Origin of the sequence: Curtobacterium sp. PhB142 (assembly GCF_004341255.1) — a bacterium.
In the GTDB taxonomy this organism is placed as follows: Bacteria; Actinomycetota; Actinomycetes; order Actinomycetales; family Microbacteriaceae; genus Curtobacterium.
Genome location: NZ_SLUT01000009.1, coordinates 16,566 through 34,314, shown reverse-complemented (window position 1 = coordinate 34,314; position 17,749 = coordinate 16,566). Strand labels below are relative to the sequence as shown.

Annotated in this window: 16 protein-coding genes; 10 read left to right on the top strand and 6 right to left on the bottom strand. The window is 71.2% G+C overall.

All coding sequences use genetic code 11. The features are described 5' to 3' along the window. Positions 1–122: 122 nt before the first annotated feature. On the top strand, positions 123–419 hold the full coding sequence (locus EDF31_RS16600) for a hypothetical protein (RefSeq protein WP_131846944.1): 297 nt from the start codon (positions 123–125) through the stop codon (positions 417–419). Here EDF31_RS16600 and EDF31_RS16595 read toward each other — a convergent pair. From EDF31_RS16595 to EDF31_RS16585, 3 genes are all read right to left on the bottom strand, one after another. Further along, positions 416–3,670, bottom strand: coding sequence for an efflux RND transporter permease subunit (locus EDF31_RS16595; RefSeq protein ID WP_131846943.1), 3,255 nt, complete (start codon positions 3,668–3,670; stop codon positions 416–418). The genes EDF31_RS16600 and EDF31_RS16595 overlap by 4 nt on opposite strands. Positions 3,671–3,734: 64 nt before the next feature. Then, positions 3,735–4,418 carry a DUF6518 family protein gene (locus tag EDF31_RS16590; protein WP_131846942.1) on the bottom strand — a complete coding sequence of 228 codons (684 nt, stop codon included), beginning with the start codon at positions 4,416–4,418 and terminating at the stop codon, positions 3,735–3,737. Positions 4,419–4,512: 94 nt separating this feature from the next. Next, positions 4,513–5,964: a PLP-dependent aminotransferase family protein gene (locus tag EDF31_RS16585; protein WP_131846941.1), complete on the bottom strand. Its 1,452-nt coding sequence runs from the start codon at positions 5,962–5,964 to the stop codon at positions 4,513–4,515. A 61-nt stretch (positions 5,965–6,025) separates the two neighbouring features. On the opposite strand from EDF31_RS16585, the gene EDF31_RS16580 reads away from it, so the two are divergent. The 3 genes from EDF31_RS16580 to EDF31_RS16570 all read left to right on the top strand — a co-directional run bounded on the left by EDF31_RS16580 (position 6,026) and on the right by EDF31_RS16570 (position 8,303). Continuing rightward, positions 6,026–6,679, top strand: a complete 654-nt coding sequence (locus tag EDF31_RS16580; RefSeq protein ID WP_131846940.1) for a hypothetical protein — start codon at positions 6,026–6,028, stop codon at positions 6,677–6,679. A gap of 134 nt (positions 6,680–6,813) precedes the next feature. Next, positions 6,814–7,725 (top strand): DUF4097 family beta strand repeat-containing protein, encoded by a 912-nt coding sequence (locus EDF31_RS16575; protein WP_131846939.1) that lies wholly within the window; start codon positions 6,814–6,816, stop codon positions 7,723–7,725. After that, positions 7,722–8,303, top strand: a complete 582-nt coding sequence (locus tag EDF31_RS16570; RefSeq protein WP_131846938.1) for a PadR family transcriptional regulator — start codon at positions 7,722–7,724, stop codon at positions 8,301–8,303. Before EDF31_RS16575 ends, EDF31_RS16570 begins: the two co-directional genes overlap by 4 nt. Before the next feature lie 173 nt (positions 8,304–8,476). On the opposite strand, the gene EDF31_RS16565 is transcribed toward EDF31_RS16570, so the two are convergent. Beyond that, positions 8,477–9,265, bottom strand: coding sequence for a MerR family transcriptional regulator (locus EDF31_RS16565; protein WP_131846937.1), 789 nt, complete (start codon positions 9,263–9,265; stop codon positions 8,477–8,479). A 130-nt stretch (positions 9,266–9,395) separates the two neighbouring features. On the opposite strand from EDF31_RS16565, the gene EDF31_RS16560 reads away from it, so the two are divergent. The 4 genes from EDF31_RS16560 (at position 9,396) to EDF31_RS16545 (ending at position 13,231) form a co-directional block, all read left to right on the top strand. Next, complete coding sequence (locus EDF31_RS16560) at positions 9,396–11,615, top strand: APC family permease (protein ID WP_131846936.1); 2,220 nt, start codon at positions 9,396–9,398, stop codon at positions 11,613–11,615. Between the two features lie 11 nt (positions 11,616–11,626). Further along, positions 11,627–12,382: a hypothetical protein gene (locus EDF31_RS16555; protein WP_131846935.1), complete on the top strand. Its 756-nt coding sequence runs from the start codon at positions 11,627–11,629 to the stop codon at positions 12,380–12,382. Between the two features lie 53 nt (positions 12,383–12,435). After that, positions 12,436–12,681 (top strand): DUF3072 domain-containing protein, encoded by a 246-nt coding sequence (locus EDF31_RS16550; protein ID WP_123293659.1) that lies wholly within the window; start codon positions 12,436–12,438, stop codon positions 12,679–12,681. Positions 12,682–12,790: 109 nt separating this feature from the next. Continuing rightward, entirely contained in the window at positions 12,791–13,231 is a 441-nt protein-coding gene (locus EDF31_RS16545) for a DoxX family protein (protein ID WP_123293658.1), read from the top strand. A 101-nt stretch (positions 13,232–13,332) separates the two neighbouring features. On the opposite strand, the gene EDF31_RS16540 is transcribed toward EDF31_RS16545, so the two are convergent. Beyond that, a complete protein-coding gene (locus EDF31_RS16540) occupies positions 13,333–14,448 on the bottom strand; it encodes an NAD(P)-binding domain-containing protein (protein ID WP_131846934.1) in 1,116 nt (371 codons plus the stop codon). A gap of 158 nt (positions 14,449–14,606) precedes the next feature. Between EDF31_RS16540 and EDF31_RS16535 the strand changes: the two genes are divergently transcribed. Then, positions 14,607–14,825, top strand: a complete 219-nt coding sequence (locus EDF31_RS16535; protein WP_111085566.1) for a DUF3073 domain-containing protein — start codon at positions 14,607–14,609, stop codon at positions 14,823–14,825. Between the two features lie 242 nt (positions 14,826–15,067). Here EDF31_RS16535 and purM read toward each other — a convergent pair whose 3' ends face one another. Continuing rightward, positions 15,068–16,165, bottom strand: a complete 1,098-nt coding sequence (purM, locus tag EDF31_RS16530) for a phosphoribosylformylglycinamidine cyclo-ligase (protein WP_131846933.1) — start codon at positions 16,163–16,165, stop codon at positions 15,068–15,070. Between the two features lie 73 nt (positions 16,166–16,238). On the opposite strand from purM, the gene purF reads away from it, so the two are divergent. Then, positions 16,239–17,696: an amidophosphoribosyltransferase gene (purF, locus tag EDF31_RS16525; protein ID WP_111085568.1), complete on the top strand. Its 1,458-nt coding sequence runs from the start codon at positions 16,239–16,241 to the stop codon at positions 17,694–17,696. Positions 17,697–17,749 lie beyond the last annotated feature (53 nt).

Below are 17,749 nucleotides of genomic sequence, written 5' to 3'. Positions count from 1 at the left end.
CGTGCCGCCGATGTTCGGCGGAGAAGTGTCGCTTTCGCGGAGCCGCACTGCCGCGTGCCCCGGGTGGGTGGCACCCGGAGTCGGGACTACTGCCGACCGGCGCCACGTCGCAGACTTCCGGGGTGACCGACACCTCGACCCGCCCTGCACGCGCCGCCGCGACCCGCTGGGACCGTTCCGCGCTGCAGACCTCTGCGGAGTTGCTGCTCGGGCTGTCGTTCGCCGCCACCATGGCCTTCGGCGGGTACGCAGCCGCGACCGGGCAGATGGCCGTGTTCGCGCAGGGTGCCGGGATCGTCTTCCTGGTCACGCTCACCTGCGTGCTCGTGTCGTGGTTCCGCGCCGTCGAGCGCGAGGAGCGGGCCGACCGTCCCGCCGTCTCGCCCCTCGCCGCGATCGACGCCGAGTACCGCCGCTAAGCCGCGCTGTCGGAACGCGCCGCTCGACGCCGCTGTCGTTCCGCCCGATGCTCCGCGCGTTCCTGGCGTCGCTCAGCGCGCGCCTGCTTCCGGGTCTTGCCCGCGGCGATCCGGTCCGCGTTGCGCTCGCGTACCCGCTCGACCACGAAGTACAGCGCCGGCAGCACCACCAGGGTCAGCAGCGTCGACGACACCAGCCCGCCGATCACGACGAGCGCGAGCGGCTGCGAGATGAACCCGGACTTGCCGGTCAGCCCGATCGCCATCGGCACGAGCGCGAAGATCGTCGCCAGTGCGGTCATCAGGATCGGCCGGAGTCGTCGGGTGGCCCCTTCGACCAGGGCCTCGCGCACCCGCAGCCCGCGCCGCCGGTACTGGTTCACCAGGTCGATGAGGACGATCGCGTTCGTCACGACGATGCCGACGAGCATGAGCACGCCGATGAGCGACGCCACTCCGAGTGGGATGCCCGACGCGATCTGCAGCAGGATCGCGCCCGTCGCCGCGAACGGCACCGAGACGAGCAGCAGCAGGGGCTGGAGCAGGCTCCGGAACGTCGCGACCATCACCACGTAGACGATCAGGATCGCGACCAGGGCGGCGAGCAGCAGCTGGCTGAACGCCGACGTCTGGCTCGAGGCGACGCCGCCGATCGACGCGGACGCACCCTTGGGCAGGTCGAGCTGGTCGACCGCCGTGGTCACCGACTGCACCGCCGCGCCGAGGTTCGACGCGTCGGGGGTCACGGTGATCGTCGCGGTGCGGACGGCGTCCGAGGTGGTGACGGTCGTCGGTCCCTCGGCACGTTCGACGGTGGCGACGTCGGACAGCGGCACCGGGCCGGTCGAGGTCGGGACAGACAGTGCGCGCAGTGCCGTGATGGTCTTCGGCGGCGAGGGTGCGGCGATGTAGACGTCGAGCGAGGCGTCGTCGATCTCGACCGTCCCGGTGTCGCGCGGCGACACCGAGGCTGCGACGATCCCGCCGACCTGGGTCTCGGTCAGCCCGAGCGCGGCCGCCTTCTCGCGGTCGACCCGGACGGCCAGGTACGGCTCGGCCGAGGACAGGTTGCTCGTCGCCCCCATGGTGTCGTCGACCGTCCGCATCTCGCGCAGCACCTGCGACGCGGCGGTCCGGAGCTGCGCTTGGGTCGGCGCGCTGACGTCGACCTCGATGTCGCTGCTGCCGCCGAAGCCACCACCCGACGACGCGACGGTGAGCTCGCCCTGGTCCTTGAGCCCGTCGAGTCGCTTCCGGGTGTCCGACTGCACCCGGGTCTGGTCGGCGCCCTCGTCGGTGGTCACCGAGTACTGCACCGATGCCGTGCCGCCGCCACCGAACGCGGCCTGGATCGACTCGCCGCTCGTGCCGATCGTGGTCTGCACGGTCTCGACGCCGTCGACCGCGCGGAGCTGGCGCTCGACGGTGCGCGCCGCGTCGGACTGGGACGCCAGGCTCGTGCCGGGCTCGAGGTCCTGCGTGACGGTGAAGGTGTTCTGCCCGGAGTCACCGAGGTAGTTCGTCTTGACGAACGGCAGCGCCGCTGCGGTCCCTCCGAGCACGAGCACGGCGAGCACGAGGACCACCCACGGTGCGCGGAGCGCCCACCCGAGCACGGGCTGGTAGCCGCGGCGCAGCCGGTCGGGTGCGGACGCGTCGTGCAGGTCCGCCGCACTCGCGAGTGCGCCGTCCGTCGCAGAGCTGACGGGAGGCACGGCCCCCGCCGCCCCGTCGGCGTCGGTCCCCGACACGGCCGGCTGCACCGCCCCGGCGTGCTTGTGCCCCTTCGGCGCGCGCAGGAACCAGTACGCCAGCACCGGCACGATGGTCAGGGAGACCAGCAGCGAGGCGACCAGCGCCATCGTCACGGTCAGGGCGAACGGCCGGAACAGCTCGCCGACGAGCTCGGCGACGAACGCGACGGGCAGGAACACGACCACGGTCGTCACGGTCGACGCGGTCACGGCGCCGGCGACCTCGCGGACGCCGTCGAGCACCGCCCGTTGCCGGTCGACGCCGGGTTGCAGGTGCCGCTTGATGTTCTCGATCACGACGATGGAGTCGTCGACCACACGGCCGATCGCGATGGTCAGGCCGGCGAGCGTGATGATGTTGAGCGTGTAGCCGGCGGCCAGCATGCCGATCGCGGCGAGGAGCACCGACGTCGGGATCGAGATCGCGGTGACGATCGTCGACCGGACCGACAGCAGGAACAGCAGGATCACGAGGACGGCGAACGCCAGGCCGAGCAGGCCTTCCTCGGCCAGGGAGTCGATCGACTGCTGGATGAAGGGCGCCTGGTCGAACACGACGGTGAACCGGGGGTCGCCGTCGATCTTCGCCTCGATGCCGGGCAGGGCGTCACGGACGGTCTCGGAGACGTCGACGGTGTTCGCCTCCTGCGTCTTCGTGATCGCGATGGTGAGTGCCTGTTCGCCGTTCACGCGGCTGATCGAGGTGCGCGGTGACTCCTTGATGGCGACGGCGGCGACGTCGCCGAGGGTCGTCGCCGAGGTGCCGCCCGTCAGCGGCAGGTCCTCGATGTCGGCGACCGAGGCGATGCGTTCGCCGGTCTGCACCGAGAGCGTCGAACCGCTCTGCGTGATCGTGCCGCCGGGGATCAGGGTGCCGTTGTCGTCGAGCGCGTCCGAGATCGCCGTCTCGCTGAGGCCCCGGGCTGCCAGGTCGTCCTGGTCCGGGGTGATGACGACGCGGCGACCGGGGTTGCCGTAGACGTCGGCGGCCCGCACCCCGTCGAGCTTCTCGAGGTCGGGCACCGCGGTGGCGTTCAGTCGTTCGACGAGCTGTTCCTGGTCGCCCTTCGCCGACACCGCGAGCTGCAGGACGGGCAGGTCGTCGAACGACCCGGTCACGATCTGGGTCTGGACGGAGTCGGGCAACGAGAGTGCGTTGACGACGGTCTGGATCTTGTCCTCGGCGCTGGCCAGGTTGGAGCCGTAGTCGAACGAGGCCGACACGATGCTCTGCCCGGTGGATGAGGTCGCCGAGGTCGACTCGAGGTCCGGGACCGCCTGGATCCCCTGCTCGATCTTCGTCGAGACGTCGTTGGACACCACCTCGGGCGTGGCACCCGGGTACGCGCTGACGATCGCGACCTGCGGGAACTCGACGCTCGGGATCAGCTCCTGCTTGAGGTTCGACAGCGCGATGCCACCGAAGATCGCGACGACGATGGTGACGAGCGCGATGAGGGCCCGGTTGCGGAGGCTGAAGACCGAGAGGAGGTGCACGTCATCGATCCTCGCAGCCGCAGCCCGTGCGCGTCCGCATCAGGCCTTCGGGTCAGCCGTCGGGTCAGCCACCGAGCAGCAGGTACGCGCCGAGCACGCCGACGGTGCCGAGCACGCCGCTGCCGAGGGCGATCACGCGGCCGACCGACGACCGAGCGGTGGCCACCCCGACGACGAGCACGAGGATGCCGACGACGATCTCGACCACCCAGGTCACCGGGCCGGTCGTGGCCACCACCTGCAGCAGCGCCCGCACCCCCTCGCCGATCAGGATCGCGGCGGTGACCCCGAACGCTCCGGCACGCCAGCGGGCGTCGAGGGAGCGGACGAACACGGCGACCGCACCGGCGAGCAGCCCGGCGGGGACGCCGAGCAGCACCCACAGGTTTGTGACGGACAGGAAGTCCGGGTAGCCGCGCAGGTTCGTCGTGGCCCAGTAGCCGACGTGCATGAGTTCGAGCAGCACGACGCCGAGCAGCATCGCGAGCGGCAGGGCGAACCGGCCGGCACGGGCTCCGGCGCCGATGCACAGCGCGACGGCGACCAGGAACCAGGGGCCGGCCGAGTTGGCGACCGACGACAGCGCGGGCACGGTCTGCCCGAACGAGGTCAGCACGCCGGCGAGCAGCGCACCGCTCAGGGCCATCGTGACGCGCACCACGGCGGGCACCGCCGGGCACGGCTGCGCGGACGAGGGCGTCGGGGACGCAGCAGCGGCCGGAGCACCGGCGGACAGGGTCGCGTTCATGGCATCAGCATCGCGTCGTCCGCCGCCGCGCACATCACCCCACGGAGCGAGAACGACCCCAGCCCCTCACCCCAGAGGATGACCCCACGACTGCTCACACCACCGCGGCGAGCGACCCCCGCACCCCGGCGGACTCCCCGCCGACCCGCGCCCACGCCCGGTCGAGCACGTCCACCAGACGGCCGCGGTCCGCCGGCGCCATCGTGAACGGCACCCGCAGGAACCGTTCGAACCCGCCGTCCGGGCCGAACACCCCGCCGGAGGCCAGCACCACCCCCTCGGACCGCGCGGCCAGCACGAGCGCACTCGACACCGGACGGCCGAGGCCCACCCACGTCGTCAGCCCACCTGCGGGCGACGGGACGTCCCATTCCGGGAGTCGTGCCCTGAGCGCGCCCACGACGTCGTCGCGACCCTGTCGCAGGTACTCGCGCCGCGCCTCCAGGACGGCTGCCGTGCGTGGGACCAGCTCCCGCGCGACCAACTGGTCGAGGACGGGCGTGCCGAGGTCGCCCGTCGGGCGGGCAGCGAGCAGCCGCTGCAGGAGGGCCGGTGCGGCGCGGATCCAGCCGATCCGCAGGCCGCCCCAGAAGACCTTGTCGGCTGACCCGATCATCACGACCGACGCGCCCGACGGGTCCGCTGCTGCCAGCGGCAGCGACGGCACGCCGTCGATCCGCAGCTCGCCCATCGTCTCGTCGGCGACCACCGTCGTGCCGACCGATGCTGCGACCGACAGCAGGAGCTGGCGGGTGGACGGGGACATGGTCGCACCGGTCGGGTTGTGCAGCTCGGGCATGACGTAGGCGACGGCCGGCGCGGTCCGGCGCAGCGTCGTCTCGAGCGCGGCGGCATCCCACCCGGTCCGTGCATCGACGGGCACGCCGACGAGCCGTCCGCCGGCCTCGCGGAACGCCTCGTGCGCGTGCGGGTAGGTCGGGGACTCGACGAGCACGGCGTCACCGCGACGGACGAGCACCCGGGCGAGCAGCGCGATGGCGTGCTGCGCGCCGATCGTCACGATCACCTGGGACGGATCGGTCGGCAGTCCGCGCTCGGTGTACCGGTCGGCGATGGCGGCACGGAGCCCGGGGTCGCCGACGGTGTCGTACCCGATGCCGGCGAGCGCCGCCGGCACGTGTCGCACCGCCCGCTCGACGGCCTCGGCCATCCCCGGTGCCGAGTGCAGCGCGGCCTTGCGCAGGTCGAGGAGCTCGCCGTCGACCACCCCGCCGAGCCGTTCCGGGTCGGGACGACCGATCAGGGACGCGGGCAGGTGGACCACGCTGCCGGAGCCACGGACCGACACGACGAACCCGTCGGACCGCAGCCGGGCGTACGCGTTCGCCACGGTCGTGCGGGAGATGCCGAGCGCGGTCGCGAGCCCACGCTCCGCCGGCAGTCGCACGCCCTGCGCGACCCGGCCGTCGATGACGAGCACCCGGATGGCGTCGGACAGGGCCTCGTACGCCGGGGCGTCGGTGCCGTCGCGCCAGTCGGTGAGCAGCAGGGCAGCAGATCGGGCACTCAACAGCACGGGTGTCATGGGTCCACGGTAGCGCGATTGGCTCTCGACCAGCAGTCCAATCCGCATCGACGATGAACCCATGTCCCGCAGCACCGCCCTCACGTTCCGCTTCGTCCAGCTCTTCGTCGGCCTGTTCCTCTACGGTGCCTCCACCGCGCTGCAGGTCCGAGCGGTCGTCGGCGTCTCGTCGTGGACCGTCCTGACGCAGGGCCTCGAGAGCGTGGTGCCGTGGTCGTTCGGCGTCATCACCGTCGTGTCGAGCGGCGTGATCCTGCTCTTCTGGATCCCGTTGCGCCAGAAGCCGGGCATCGGCACGCTGCTGAACGCGCTGGCGATCGGGCCGAGCGCCGACCTGGTGCTCTGGCTCGTGCCGGAGCCGTCCGGACTGCTCGCCCGGATCGCACTGTTCGTCGCGGGACTGGTGCTGCTCGCCGTCGCGACGGCGTTCTACATCGGAGCAGGCTTCGGGACCGGCGCCCGTGACGGCCTGATGGTCGGGCTGCACGAGCGCCTCGGCTGGCCGCTCTGGCTCGCGCGCACGCTGGTCGAGGTGTCGGTCGTCATCGTCGGCTGGATCCTCGGCGGGAACGTCGGGGCCGGCACCGTCATCGCCGCCTTCGCGATTGGTCCGATGGTGCAGCCGCTCATGCCGTTCTTCCGGCGGTTCCCGTGGAGCCCCGAGCGCCGGGTCGTCCGGGAGGCCCGTCCCACCTCCGTCGCGCACGCTTCGTGAGCAGGAATGGTCGGGTCGCAGGGCCCCACCCGACCATTTCTGCTCACCATCCGCCCGGCACCCTTGCGCCTCGTCGACTCGCGATATAGCGTGACCTCCACAGACGCGATACAACGCGAGTTGGAGGAAGCAACGTGACGCAGGAGAAGTGGCTCGTCGACGAGCCCAAGGTCATCGACACCGGCATCGTCCGCACACTCCGTGTCGGACTCGTCGGTGGTCAGGTGGACGTCGTGGCACACGACGAACCCACCGCACGGGTCGAGGTCCACAGCGTGTCCGGCAAGCAGCTGAAGATCGAGGTCGACGGCGACACGCTCACCGTCGACCACCCGCAGATCCGGTGGGACGACCCCATCGGGTTCCTCAAGTCGTTCCGCGGCAAGGCCCACGCGGACGTCAGCATCCTGGTCCCCCGCGACGCCTCGGTGCACCTCGGCGTCGTGTCGGCGGGTGCCCTGCTGTCCGGCACGAACCGCGGCGCGATGCTCAACACGGTGTCCGGCGACCTCGTCGTCGACGGTGTCGCCGGCGACGTCACGGTCAACGCCGTCTCGGGCGCGACGACCATCCGCGAGCTCGACGGCGCCCTGACGGTCCACACGGTCTCGGGTGACGTCGTGGCCACGGGCGAGATCCCGCGGTTCCAGGCGGACGGTGTCTCGGCGGACGTCGTGCTCGACCTGCACGGCGTGCCGGAGTCGGCTCGTGTCAACACGGTCTCCGGTGGCGTGAGCGTCCGGCTCGAGGACGGCGTCGCCTACCAGTGCACCGTCAGCACGGCGTCCGGCAAGCTGCAGTTCGACGACTCCGAGATCCGCGGCGTGCGCGGCTCGTACGTCAAGCAGGGTGGCGAGCTGGCCGGCCAGTGGCTCGACCTGCGCGTGAACTCGGTCTCCGGCGACATCGCGGTGCTGCACGCCCCGCCGGCAGCAGCGGAACCGACCGCGGCCCCGACGACCCCGGCCGCGCCGACCACCCCGGCTCCGCCGACTGCTCCGGCCGCCCCGACCGCCCCGACCAACGACGGCGAGGCGCCCGCATGAGCCCCGTCTTCGCCCACGGCCACCTCCGCCTGTACCTGCTCGTGCTGCTGGCGGACCACCCGATGCACGGCTACGAGCTCATCCAGGCCCTCGGCGACCGGTTCGGCGGCACCTACGTGCCGAGCGCCGGCACCGTGTACCCGCGACTCGCCAAGCTCGAAGAAGAGGGCCTCGTCTCGAAGACCGCCGACGGCCGCAAGACCGTCTACGCGATCACCGAGGCCGGCCGCACCGAACTCGCGGCCCGTGCCGACGAGATCGCCGCGGTCGAGTCCGGGGTCGCCGACTCGGTGAAGTCCCTGGCCGACGGCGTCCGTGCCTCGGTCAGCGAGGCGATGCGCTCCCTCCGTGCGGACCTCGCCGCCTCGGCGGAAAGCCCTGGCACCGGCTCCCACGAGGACCCCGTCTCGGTCCCGTCGGAGAGCGCCCGCGCCCTGCGCGAGCTCGAGATGGCGCTGTCGTCGTTCCGGCAGCAGGTCCGCGCGGACCTGCGCCGTCGTGCGACCCGCGGCACGCTCCGTGCGGACACCGTGACGCGCCTGCGTGACGGCCTGGAGGCCCTGCGCAAGTCGCTCTGACGGCCCGCGGCCGACAGGCGGTCGCGACCAGAGCCTCCCGGCCGCCCGTCGCACCGCCCCACCCCGCACAGCCCCACCCACGGAACCAGGTTCCGGACACAGCACCACGCCGATCCGTGGTGTCGTGACCGGAACCCGGTTCCGTTCGCGCGCTCCAACCCGCCGTCCGCGCGCTACAGCCCGCCGTCGGCGAACGCGACCATCGCGTCGCGCAGCGCCCGTGCCGCACCCGCTCCGGCCCAGTCGTAGGCGTGCGCGAACCGCTCGTCGTGCACGTACATCTCGGCGAGCGTCCGGAACCGCTCCGCGGTGAGGTCCGCCGGCGGCGTCGACTCGGCGAGCCACGCGAACTGCCGCCGCGCCAGTGCCTGCGCGGCCGGTGAGCCCGGGCCGTCGCCGGACGCGGCGAGCGCTGCGGCGTCCCGGGCGATCGCGCGCAGTTCGTCCTGGAACGCCTGCTTGCCCGCGGTGTCCTTCGCGTCCCACCAGGCGGTGCCGCGCTGCCAGGCGTCCGCCCCCCAGCGCTCCTCGACCTCGTGCTTGAAGCGGGTCTGGTCGAACCCGTCGAAGGTGTCCGTGGCGTTCATGGTGTCCCCGTTCTCGATCCTGGTGATGGTGGTGCGCACGGCGGCGAGCTGCCGGGCGAGGCGGTCCCGCTCGCGTTCGAGCCAGGCGACGTGCGCGGTGAGGGCGGCGACGTCGTCCTGCTCGCCGTCGAGGACCCGGCGGATGTCGGGCAGCCCGAGGCCGAGGCCGCGCAGCAGCAGGATGCGCTGCAGCCGGACGAGTGCCCGATCGTCGTAGCGGCGGAGTCCGCCGTCGCCGACGGCGGTGGCCGGCAGCAGCCCGATGGCGTCGTAGTGCCGGAGCGTGCGACTCGACACCCCGGCGGATCGCGCCACGTCGGCGATGCCGTGGGGTGCTTTCGCAGCTGCGGTGGCGATGTCTGACGGATCCCTCATGCAGCCCACCGTAGAGGTTGACGCGACGTCAACCGCAAGGGGTGATCGGGGTGCGGAGTCGACGACACGCGACCGACCGGGAATGACCGCCCGGGGACCCGTGTTGACTCCCGCCCGGAACTGAGTAGGTTTGCCGCTCGTGACGAACGAGGTCCGGTCGCTGAAAGCGCGACTGATCGGGGATCCGCTCCCCTCTGAGAAGCTCGAAGGACAGCTCCTCCCGAAGCACCTGGCACTGCCGATCTTCGCGAGTGACCCGCTGTCCTCCGTCGCGTACGCACCGCAGGAACTCCTGATGATCCTGCTGCTCGGCGGGATGTCGTTCCTGACCTTCGCACCGTGGGTGGCCGCGCTCGTCGTGCTGCTGCTCGTGGTGGTCGTCGCGTCCTACCGACAGCTCATCAAGGCGTACCCGTCCGGCGGCGGCGACTACGAGGTCGCGCACCGGAACCTCGGCGAGAAGGCCGGGCTGGTCGTCGCGAGTGCGCTGCTCGTCGACTACGTGATGACGGTCGCGGTGTCGGTGGCCTCCGGCGTGGACAACATCATCTCGGCGCTGCCGATGCTGAACGACGTCCGCGTCGAACTCGCGCTCGTGTTCGTCGTGCTCCTCGCCGCCACGAACCTGCGCGGCGTGCGGGAGTCGAGCAAGGCGTTCGCCATCCCCACCTACCTGTTCGTGGCGTCGGTCTTCGTGATGGTCGTCACCGGCCTGGTCCGCGTCGCCTCAGGGCACGCCCCGGTCGCCGAGTCCGCCGGGTACACCGTCGACAACGTCGAGCACACGACGCAGGCGGCGTTCATCCTGCTGCTCCTCCGGGCCTTCGCCTCCGGCTGCTCGGCCCTGACCGGCGTCGAAGCCATCGCGAACGGCGTGCAGGCCTTCCGGCGCCCGAAGATCAAGAACGCGCAGGCGACCCTGGTGGCGATGGGCGGCATCGCGATCGTCCTGTTCATCGGGCTCATCACGCTCGCGCTCGTGTCCCGCGTGCACTACGCCGAACGCGCCTGCGACCTGCAGGGGTTCGCGGACTGCGCCACGACGCCGCAGCGCTCCCTGATCGCCCAGATCGCGGCGGCGACGTTCGGTGACAACTCGGTGCTGTTCTTCGTCATCCAGGCGACGACGGCCGCGGTCCTGCTCCTCGCCGCGAACACGGCGTTCAACGGGTTCCCGCTGCTCGGCTCGATCCTGGCCCGCGACTCGTACGCCCCCAAGGCCCTGTCGACCCGCGGCGACCGGCTCATCTACTCGAACGGTGTCATCGTCCTGGCGCTCGTCGCCGCGGCGCTGCTCGTGGTGTACCGGGCGAACGTCACGAGCCTCATCCAGCTCTACATCATCGGCGTCTTCGTGTCGTTCACGCTCGGGCAGACGGGCATGGTCGTGCACTGGACGCGCCTGCTGCGCGCGGACCGGGCCGGCACCGCCGACCCGTCCGTCAACCGAGCACAGGTGCTGCGCTCACGAACGATCAACGCGATCGGAGCCACGTTCACCCTGGTCGTCCTGGTCATCGTCACGATCACCAAGTTCACGCACGGCGCCTGGCTCGTGTTCCTGATCATGCCGATCCTGTACGTGCTCATGCTCGGTGTGAACCGCTACTACCGCGACGTCTCGCACGAGATCGAGGCCGACGTCGAGACCGAGTTCGGCGCCACCGGTGACCACGCCGTCGTGCTCGTGAACAAGCTGCAGAAGCCCGTGCTGAAGGCCCTCGACTACGCGATCGCCGCCGAGCACGCCAGCTGCGAGGCGGTCCACGTCGCGATCGACGACGCCGACGCCCAGCACCTGCGCGACCAGTGGGCCGAGTACGGCATCCGGATGCCGTTGACCATCGTGCCGAGTCCGTACCGCGACATCTCGATGCCGCTCATCAAGTACATCAAGGCGCACCGGCTCGAGCACGGCTCCGAGGTCGTCACCGTCTACACGCCGATCTTCATCGTCGGTCACTGGTGGGAGGGCCTGCTCCACAACCACCGCGGCCGTCGCATCCGCAAGAAGCTCCTGCTCGTGCACGGCGTCACCGTGGCGCTGGTGCCGTGGCTGCTCGACTCGTCCGAACTGCTGTACGGCCGCCGGTCGCGTCCGCTTCCCGGTCAGGAACGTCGCGGCGAGCCCGTGCGCCCGCCGCTCCGTCGGTCCCTCGCCGGCTCGGCCGGAGCGCCGGTCGACGGTGTCGTCGACGATCGCCTGGCCCGGTCCGCGCAGCGGAACAGCCTGCAGCCGCGTCGCGCGACCCGACCGGCCGGTCCCGCCGAGGGCGTCGACCCCGCGCAGTGCACCGGTGAGCTGCACGCGCTCGTGCCGACCTCGCCGCGTCGGGGCGACGAGTCGTAGCATCTGACGTCATGACGATCACCGACCTGCGGACGTTCGCCACGTTCGACGGCCACGGCGGCAAGGTGTCGAAGCGCGTCGAGGTGCTGGACCACGAGCCCGTCGCGGGCAGCCGCCACGAAGGACTCGTCGCCGTGCGCGGCGAACACCCCCTGGGCGCGCTCGACGAGCGCGCCGCCGACGAGTCGGCAGCGCTGTCGCGCGGGGTCCCCAGCGTCGGCTGGGTCGACCCGTCGACGCTCCGCGACTGGTACCGCCCGGACCGCGTGGTCATCAGCCGGCTCGAAGCGCGGCAGTCCGGCATCGAGCCGGGTCTCTACGCCGATTCGCGCGGTCGCGGACGGGTCCGGATCGACGGCCTGGAGGCACGGCTCGCCCCCGACGGTCGGCCCGCCTTCCGCGCACTGGCCGGTTCCGAGGCGCCCTGGGTGGTCGACGTCCCCTTGCCGACGGACCAGGCGGTGCGCCTCGTGGCGGTCGCCGAGGTCGACGAGGGCTTCGAGGTCGTGACCGCTCCGGTGTCCCCGTTCCTGCAGCCCGGCGAGTACGCGGCGTACGACGACGACGTCCCCAGTCTGCCCCCGCGGCCGTCCAGCGGCCGGGTCGTGGTGTCCGCGACCGTGCTGCTCGACGGCTCGCTGCACGAGGTCGAGCGGATCGACGAGCAGGCCGCGACGATCTGGGTCCGTCGCGAGGGACGGACCGTGCCGATCGCCACGAGTGCGGTCGGACCGGACCTGGTGCGGTACTCGGCCACGCCGGTCTGACGGGGGACAAGGGCCTGCGGGGTGCGTCGGAGGTGCGGCGTAGCGTCCTCGGCATGAGTGATGCAGAAGAGACCCTCGGCGGCGCCCGTCCGGACCCGTCGACCGACGCGAGCAAGGACCCCGAGCAGTGGGTCACCGGTGACGAGCCGATGACCGGACCGCAGCGGAGCTACCTCGACACCCTGGCCCGCGAAGCCGGCGAGGAGCTCTCCGCTGACCTGACCAAGGCCGAGGCCTCGGAGCACATCGACCGCCTGCAGCAGCAGACCGGCCGCGGCACGGACACCACGGGTTCCTGAGAGCGGGTCCGCCCTTCGGCGGACCCCAGCCTGGGCATGTTCTGGTGAAGTCCGGGCAGACCCCCGGACGAGGGGGTTCGATGACGCGTCACCGGTTAGTTTCGTGGCCATGCGAACGACATCGACCTCCATCGGCCTGACCGCGCTCCGCATCGTCCTCGGGGTGGTGTTCATCGCCCACGGCGCGCAGAAGTTCGCCCAGGGCATCCCGAACGTCGCCCAGGGCTTCTCCGGCATGGGTGTGCCGCTCGCCGACGTCGCCGCGCCCCTGGTGGCGGGCCTCGAACTCGTCGGCGGTGTGCTGCTCGTGCTCGGCGTCGCAACCCGCGTCGTGGGCGTCCTGCTCGCCGTCGACATGGTCGTCGCGGGGCTGCTCGCGCACGCGTCGTCCGGCTTCTACTCGCAGGACGGCGGCTTCGAGTACGTGCTCGTCCTGGCGGTCGCGTCGCTCGTCGTGGCGCTGACCGGCCCGGGGCGGTTCTCGCTCGACGCCGTGTTCCTGGCGTCGTCCCGTCGCCGTCGTGGCGTGCAGGAGCCCCTGCCCGCCTGACCCGCCCTGCGCCGCCCTGCGCCCCCTGGTGCGAGGTTGATCACTCGGTGCGCCGAAAGAACCTCGCACCGGGTGGTCAACCTCGCACCAGGCGGAGCGGCTCACGCGGCGGCGAGCACGTCCATCACCTGGCGGGCGATGAGCCGTCCGGCCCGGTTCGCCCCGATCGTCGTCGCCTGCGGCCCGTAGCCCGCCAGGAACAACCGCGGCTCGTCGACCGAGCGCCCGTCCGCCACGACGACCCCGCCGGCCGCGGTCCGCAGGTGCAGCGGCGCGAGGTGCCGCAGGTCGGCCCGGAACCCGGTCGCCCAGAGCACCGCGTCGGCGTGCACGTGCGTGCCGTCGGCCGTCACCACGCCGGTCTCGTCCATCCGCGTGAACATCGGCTGGTCGCGCAGGACCCCGCGGTCGATGCCCGCGCGGATCCGCCGCGAGACCGGCACGCCCGTGCCGCTCACGATGCTCGGCAGCACCTCGCCGGCACGGGCGGCACGGTCCTGCTCGTCGACCGCTGCGACCGCCGACTCGAGGTCGAGCGATGACGAGTCCGCCCACACCATCGGCCGTCGGGTGAACCAGTGGGTCGACCGCGCGACACCGTCGAGTTCGAGCAGGAAACCGATGGCACTCGTCCCGCCGCCGACCACGACGACGTCCTGCCGGGCGAACTCCACAGCGCTGCGGTACTCGGTCGTGTCGAGCTGTCGTCCGCGGAACGCGCCTCGGCCCGGGTACCACGGCACGAACGGCGTGCCCCACGTGCCCGATGCGTTCACCACGACGTCGGCGCGGATCCGGGTCTCGGTGCCGTCGGCGGAGCGGGTCGTGACGCACAGTCGGCCGTCCTCGGTGCGCGAGACCGACGGCACCGAGACCGGACGCCGGACCCGCAGGTCGTAGTGCTGCTCGAACCGCCGGTAGTACTCCCCCACGACGTCCCGGGCGGGTCGTGACCGATCGGCGTCGTCGAACTGGAGCCCCATCGCCCGCATCCCCGGCAGGTCGTGCACGCGGTGCGCCGCGCCGAGCCGCAGGGCCTCCCACCGGAACTGCCAGGCACCACCCGTGCTCGGAGCACGATCGAGCAGCACCAGGTCGGTGCCGGGCACGAGCCCCAGGCGGCGCAGGTGGTATCCCACCGACAGTCCGGCCTGCCCCGCACCGATGACGACGACACGGGCGGACTGGTCGACTGGGTTCTCGAGGGGTTCGGTCATCACTTCGATTCTCCTGTGCGCGGAGCCGTCGCGGCGACGTCCAGATCGAGGTACATGGTAGAGTGATCGGCAGATTTCAAACCACGAACCGTCTGGTTCCCCGAGTGATCTTCCGTCATTCGCCAGGACCGGACCAGAGCCGAACGAGGGGGTCACGCATGGGGCGCGGCCGTCAAAAGGCGAAGCACACCAAGGTCGCCCGTGAGCTGAAGTACTTCAGCCCGCAGACGAACTACGGTGCACTCGAGCAGGAGCTCTCCGCCGGACAACACTCCGATGACGATCTCGTCGACCGCTGGGCGGACCAGTACGGTCCCGAAGCGGCAGACGAATCCGACGAGTTCGAGACCGAAGCGGACCAGAACAAGTCCGCCTGACCGGCACAGCCGTCACGCCGCGCGCCTCCGGGCAGCGCGGCGTTTCTGCGTGCCCACGCGGATGACGCGGACCGGTCACGACTCCCCACGCGGGGAATGCCGAGTGGTCACGAAGTGCCGCCCGCGGCCGGACCGAGCGGCACTTCGTGACCGCTCGGCGGACACCTGACGGCAGGTCGTGCGGCCTGGAGGCACGACGAACGCCCGCCACGCGGCCTGCGTGACGGGCGTGGCCGGCTCGCTCAGGCGGCGTAGCTCCCGACGAGCCGCACGGCACCGCCGTCGACACCCTTGGCGCCCTGCTCGAACCCGGTCAGGTCGCGGGCCGACGTGGCGATCGTGCCGACGGGCCACGCGGGCATCCCGGCGACACCGAGCGACTCGATGACGTCCACCGCGGCGCTGGCGGACACCACGGCGAACATGCCGATGCCCAGGTTCCAGGTGCCCTCGGTGTCCTCGATCGGCGTGCCTGCCATGTCGGCGAGCACGCGGAAGACGGGGAGCGGCTGCCAGGTCGAGCGGTCGACCTCGATCCACGAGCCGACGGGCAGCACGCGCGCCAGGTTCGCCGCGATGCCACCACCGGTCACGTGCGACAGGGAGTGCACGGCGCCCGGGTGCTGCTCGAGCAGCTCCAGCAGCGGCGTCGTGTAAAGGCGGGTGGGCTCGAGCAGGGCTTCGCCGACGGACACGCCGCCGAACTCGGGCAGCTGGTCTGTGTACCCGACCCCGCGCGACGCCAGGATGTGCCGGACGAGCGAGTACCCGTTCGAGTGCAGCCCGGACGACTCGATGGCGAGCACGACGTCGCCGTCCTGCACCAGGTGGGCACCGAGCTGCGAACCGGCCTCGACGACACCGGTCGCGGCGCCGGCCACGTCGTAGTCGTCCGGGCCGAGCAGCCCGGGGTGCTCGGCGGTCTCGCCACCGACCAGAGCGGTACCCGTCGCCGAGCAGCCACGGGCGATCCCGGCGACGATGTCGGCGATGCGGTTCGGCACGACGCGCCCGCAGGCGATGTAGTCGGTCATGAACAGCGGCTTCGCACCGACCACCACGATGTCATCGACGACCATGCCGACCAGGTCCTGCCCGATGGTGTCGTGCTTGTCGATCGCCTGGGCGATGGCGACCTTCGTGCCGACGCCGTCGGTCGAGGTCGCGAGCAACGGGTGTGAGAAGTCCTTCAGGAAGGACACGTCGTAGAGTCCGGCGAAGCCGCCCACGCCGCCCAGCACGTGGCTGTTGTGCGTCGCCGCGACTGCGGACTTCATGAGTTCGACGGCCAGGTCACCGGCAGCGGTGTCCACTCCGGCTTCGGCGTACGGGTTGGGCATGCGGAGTCCTTCGCGGTGACATGGCAGACTTGTTCGGTACCCCCCGATTCTACGGTCTGGAGCACACCCGCGAATGTGCGGCATCGTCGGCCTCGTTGCACAGGGCCCCGCCAACCAATCCATCTACGACGCACTGCTCCTCCTGCAGCACCGCGGGCAGGACTCGACGGGCATCGCCACGGTCGAAGGTCACGTGCACCACATGCACAAGACCCGCGGCCACGTGCGGGAGTCGTTCCGAACCCGTGACATGCGCGCCCTCCTCGGCACCATGGGCCTCGGCCACGTGCGCTACGCCACCAAGGGCGCGGCGAGCAACGAGGAAGAAGCGCAGCCGTTCTACGTGAACGCGCCGTACGGCATCGTCCTCGTCCACAACGGCAACCTCACCAACACGCGGGAACTGACGCGTGAACTGTTCGACATCGACCGTCGGCACCTCAACACCACGTCGGACACCGAGCTCCTGGTGAACGTGCTGGCGCACGAGCTGCAGGGACAGGTCCGCGGCACGGACCTCGATCCCGGGCAGGTCTTCGACGCCGTCGAGCGCGTGCACGAGCGGGTCGAGGGCTCGTACGCCACGATCGCCACGATCGCCGGCCACGGGCTCCTGGCCTTCCGCGACCCGTTCGGCATCCGGCCGCTCATCCTCGGCCACAAGTTCGACGAGGCCGGCCAGCCCGAGTGGGTCGTGGCGAGCGAGTCGCTGGTGCTCGAGTCCGGCGGCTACGAGATCGTGCGCGACGTCGCCCCGGGCGAGGCGATCTTCATCGAGATGAACGGGCAGATGCACGCCCGGCAGTGTGCGAAGAACCCGCGGCTCGTGCCGTGTTCGTTCGAGTACGTGTACCTGGCTCGTCCCGACTCGGTCATGAACGGCATCTCGGTCTACGACGCCCGCCTGCGCCTCGGCAACCGGCTGGCGGACACAATCGAGCAGTACGCGCCGACCGGTGACATCGACGTCGTGATGCCGATCCCGGACTCGTCCCGACCGGCTGCCATGCAGGTTGCGCGGAAGCTCGGCATCGAGTACCGCGAGGGCTTCTACAAGAACCGCTACGTCGGCCGGACCTTCATCATGCCGGGTCAGGCGGAGCGCAAGCGGTCCGTCCGGCAGAAGCTCAACGCGATGTCGTCGGAGTTCAAGGGCAAGAACATCTTGATCGTCGACGACTCGATCGTGCGCGGCACGACGAGCAAGGAGATCGTGGAGATGGCCCGCGCCGCCGGTGCGAACGAGGTCACCTTCACGAGCGCCGCTCCCCCGGTCCGGTTCCCGCACGTGTACGGCATCAACATGCCGACGCGCGACGAGCTCATCGCGCACGACCGGAAGATCCCGGAGATCAACCGCGTGCTCGGCAGCGATCACCTGATCTACCAGGAGATCGGCGACATGCGGGACGCCATCATCGAGGGCTCCGACGTGACCGACCTCGAGATGAGCTGCTTCACGGGCGAGTACGTCACGGGCACCGTGAGCCCGGAGTACCTGTCCTGGGTCGAGGCGAACCAGCTCAGCTAGGTCGCGTCCGAGACGCAACCACCCACAGACGGGAGGCCCGGTGCCAGCTGGCA

Excerpts from the sequence above, each read along its gene's own strand:
- EDF31_RS16590 (WP_131846942.1), bottom strand. The coding sequence starts at position 4,418 with ATGAACGCGACCCTGTCCGCCGGTGCTCCGGCCGCTGCTGCGTCCCCG.
- EDF31_RS16585 (WP_131846941.1), bottom strand. The coding sequence starts at position 5,964 with ATGACACCCGTGCTGTTGAGTGCCCGATCTGCTGCCCTGCTGCTCACC.
- EDF31_RS16580 (WP_131846940.1), top strand. The coding sequence starts at position 6,026 with ATGTCCCGCAGCACCGCCCTCACGTTCCGCTTCGTCCAGCTCTTCGTC.
- EDF31_RS16570 (WP_131846938.1), top strand. The coding sequence starts at position 7,722 with ATGAGCCCCGTCTTCGCCCACGGCCACCTCCGCCTGTACCTGCTCGTG.
- EDF31_RS16565 (WP_131846937.1), bottom strand. The coding sequence starts at position 9,265 with ATGAGGGATCCGTCAGACATCGCCACCGCAGCTGCGAAAGCACCCCAC.
- EDF31_RS16555 (WP_131846935.1), top strand. The coding sequence starts at position 11,627 with ATGACGATCACCGACCTGCGGACGTTCGCCACGTTCGACGGCCACGGC.
- EDF31_RS16550 (WP_123293659.1), top strand. The coding sequence starts at position 12,436 with ATGAGTGATGCAGAAGAGACCCTCGGCGGCGCCCGTCCGGACCCGTCG.
- EDF31_RS16545 (WP_123293658.1), top strand. The coding sequence starts at position 12,791 with ATGCGAACGACATCGACCTCCATCGGCCTGACCGCGCTCCGCATCGTC.
- EDF31_RS16540 (WP_131846934.1), bottom strand. The coding sequence starts at position 14,448 with ATGACCGAACCCCTCGAGAACCCAGTCGACCAGTCCGCCCGTGTCGTC.
- EDF31_RS16535 (WP_111085566.1), top strand. The coding sequence starts at position 14,607 with ATGGGGCGCGGCCGTCAAAAGGCGAAGCACACCAAGGTCGCCCGTGAG.
- purM (WP_131846933.1), bottom strand. The coding sequence starts at position 16,165 with ATGCCCAACCCGTACGCCGAAGCCGGAGTGGACACCGCTGCCGGTGAC.
- purF (WP_111085568.1), top strand. The coding sequence starts at position 16,239 with ATGTGCGGCATCGTCGGCCTCGTTGCACAGGGCCCCGCCAACCAATCC.